This is a genomic window from Nocardioides sp., from assembly GCF_004803405.1.
GTDB classification, from domain to species: domain Bacteria; phylum Actinomycetota; class Actinomycetes; order Propionibacteriales; family Nocardioidaceae; genus Nocardioides; species Nocardioides vastitatis.
The window spans coordinates 1-3,327 of the sequence record NZ_SSXI01000152.1 but is presented as its reverse complement, the minus strand read 5'-3'; the positions used below and the strand labels follow the sequence as shown (position 1 = coordinate 3,327).

Sequence of the window (3,327 nt, the reverse complement as noted above, 5' to 3'; positions counted from 1 at the left end):
AGGCCTTCGACCTGCCCGATCGCCTGTCGCTGTTCGGCCACACCCGGTTGCCGGTGACCGAGGTCGACCTCCTGCACGCACTGGGTGAGCACCGCGAGGTGCACCTGTGGCTGCCGCACCCGTCGCCGGCGCTGTGGGACGCCCTCGCCCCCGGTACGACGACGGGGCCGGTGCCGCGGGCCGAGGACCGCTCGCACGACGTGGTCGGTCACCCCCTGCTCGCCACGCTCGGCCGCGACACCCGCGAGCTGCAGCGCACGCTCGCGACGGCGACGTACGCCGACGAGCCGGTGCGGCTCGACACGGCCGTACCCGCCGGCGACTCGCTGCTCTCGTGGCTCCAGCACGACCTGCACGCCAACGCGGTCGGCGACGCGAGCAGCCGCACCTTCGACCCGGCCACGGACCGCTCGGTCCAGGTGCACGCCTGCCACGGCGCCGCGCGCCAGGTCGACGTCCTGCGCGAGGCGCTGCTCGGGCTGCTCGCCGACGACCCCACGCTCGAGCCACGCGACGTGCTCGTGATGTGTCCCGACATCGAGGCCTACGCGCCCCTGATCGCCGCCGGGTTCGGGCTCGGCGACCTGGGTGGCGCAGGCGGCGACGACGCCAGACACCCCGCTCACCGGCTCCGGGTCAAGCTCGCCGACCGGGCGCTCGACCGGACCAACCCGCTCCTCAACGTCGCCACCCGCCTGCTCGACCTCGCCGGCGGCCGCGCCGGCGTCGGGGACGTCCTGGACCTCGCGCACCTCGAGCCGGTGCGGCGGCGGTTCGGGTTCCGCGACGACGACCTGCAACTGGTCGCCGACTGGGCGCGCGAGGCCGGGATCCGGTGGGGCTTCGACGCCGAGCACCGCAGTGACTACGGGCTGGAGGGCTACGTCGCCAACACCTGGCAGTTCGGGCTCGACCGGCTGCTGGCCGGGGTGGCGATGTCCGGTGACTCCGGGTCCTGGCTCGACAAGACGCTACCGCTCGACGACATCGGCAGCGGGGAGATCGAGCTGGTCGGCAGGCTGACGGAGTTCGTGCACCGGCTGCGCGACGTCACCGACCAGCTCACCGGCGTGCACCCGCTCGAGCACTGGCTCACGGTGCTCCACGTCGGCATCAGCGACCTGACCGCGGTCCCGTCCACCGAGGCCTGGCAGACCGGGCAGGTCCAGCGGGAGCTCGGCCGCGTCGCCCAGGCCGCAGGGTCGGGGGACGACCCGCTGCGACTGCCCGACGTCCGCGCCATGCTGGCCGACAGGCTCGCCGGCCGGCCCACGCGCGCGAACTTCCGCACCGGCACCCTCACGGTCTGCACCATGGTCCCCATGCGCTCGGTGCCGCACCGCGTCGTCGCGTTGCTCGGCCTCGACGACGGAGTCTTCCCCCGTGTCGGCATCACCGACGGCGACGACGTGCTGGCCCGCGACCCGATGACCGGCGAGCGCGACCTGCGCAGCGAGGACCGGCAGCTCTTCCTCGACGCGATCCTGGCCGCCACCGAGACGCTCGTGGTCACCTACACGGGCGCCAACGAGTACAGCGGCCAGCCCCGCCCCCCGGCGTCGCCGCTGGGGGAGCTGCTCGACGCCCTCGACCTCACCGCGACCACGGTCGGCGGGCGGCGGACGAGCGACGCGGTCGTCGTACGCCATCCGCTGCAGCCCTTCGACCACCGCAACGTGACACCCGGCGCCCTCGTGCCCGACCGGCCGTTCAGCTTCGACCGGTGTGCCCTCGTCGGCGCACAGGCGGCCCGGGCGCCGCGCGTCGAGCCGCCCCCGCTGCTGCCCGGACCCCTCCCGGTCGCGCCGGCAGCGGACGTCTCCCTCGACGACCTGCTCGCCTTCTACAGGTCGCCGGTCCGTGGGTTCTTCCGCGACCGGCTCGACCTGGCGCTCCCCCGTGACGAGGAGCCGCTGTCCGACGGCCTGCCGGTCGAGATCGACAACCTGGCGCAGTGGTCCGTCGGCGACCGGGTACTGCGAGACCTGCTCAACGGGATGGACCCCGAGCAGGCGCGCCAGCAGGAGTGGCGTCGTGGCGTCCTGCCGCCGGGCTGGCTCGGCTGGCGGATCCTCGCCGAGATCATCGTCCGCGCGGAGCCGATCGCCGACGAGGCGCGCAAGCTCCGCGTCCGCCCCCCGCAGTCGGTGGACGTCGACGTCGACCTCGGCGACGGCCGCAGCCTGCGCGGCACCGTCCCCGAGGTGTACGGCGACCGCCTGGTCCCCGTCACCTACAGCCGGCTCGGCGCGACCCACCGCCTGCAGACCTGGATCCAGCTCCTGGCGCTGGCCGCCAGCGACGAGGACAAGGCGTGGACCGGCCGGGCGCTGGGCCGCCCGACGAACGGCCGATCGCGGGTGCCGTACTCCCTGTCCCAGCTCGGCCCGCTGGACCACACCGCCCGCGACCTGCTGCGCGACCTGGTCCTGCTGCGGGACCGCGGCCTCTGCGAGCCGCTGCCGCTCCCACTCAAGGCGTCGCTGGCCTACGCCCGGATGCGGCGCACCCGCGCCGGCGAGGCGGAGGCGCTCAAGAAGGCCGGCTGGGACTGGAACGACGGCAGGTTCCCCGGCGAGTGCTCCGACACCGAGCAGGTGCGCGCCTGGGGGCCGTCCGCGCCGATCCCCGGGCTGCGGGACGATCCCGCGCCCGAGGAGCAGTACGACGGCGAGCGCTCCCGCTTCGGCGCCCTGGCGCTGCGCGTGTGGAGCCCGCTGATCAAGGCCGAGCAGGGCAGCTGGTGACGGGCGAGATGGAGTCCTTCGACCTGACCGGGCCGCTGCCGGCCGGCACCACCCTGCTCGAGGCGAGCGCCGGGACCGGCAAGACCTTCACCGTCGGCGCGCTCGTCACCCGCTACGTCGCCGAGGGCGTGGCCCGGCTCGACGAGATGCTGGTGATCACCTTCGGTCGCGCGGCCAGCCAGGAGCTGCGCGAGCGCGTCCGGTCGCAGCTCGTCCAGGCGGAGCGGGCCCTCGCCGACCCGACGACCGCCGACCTCGACAACACCGTCATCGCCCACCTGCTCGCCGACGAGTCGGACCGCGACGAGAAGCACCGACGGCTCCGCGACGCGCTCGCGACCTTCGACGCGGCCACCATCGCGACCACGCACCAGTTCTGCCAGCTGGTGCTCCGCTCGCTCGGCGTCGCCGGCGACACCGATGCCGGCGCGGCGCTCGTCGAGTCGCTCGACGAGCTGGTGGTGGAGACCGTCGACGACCTCTACCTGCAGCGGTTCGGCGCGACCAGGGAGCGCCCGCCCTTCGGCCGCGACGCGGCGCTGGCGCTGGCGCGCACCGCCGTGGGTGACCCCCAGGCAGT

Annotated in this window: 2 protein-coding genes; both read left to right on the top strand. The window is 74.7% G+C overall.

Annotation, left to right across the window (positions count from 1 at the left end; genetic code table 11):
* Positions 1–2,747 (top strand): exodeoxyribonuclease V subunit gamma (gene recC, locus E7Z54_RS11185; RefSeq protein ID WP_136433711.1); only part of this gene is annotated, 2,747 nt, incomplete at its 5' end.
* A gap of 8 nt (positions 2,748–2,755) precedes the next feature.
* Positions 2,756–3,327: UvrD-helicase domain-containing protein (locus E7Z54_RS11180; RefSeq protein ID WP_168798279.1), on the top strand; the 572-nt coding region annotated here is incomplete at its 3' end.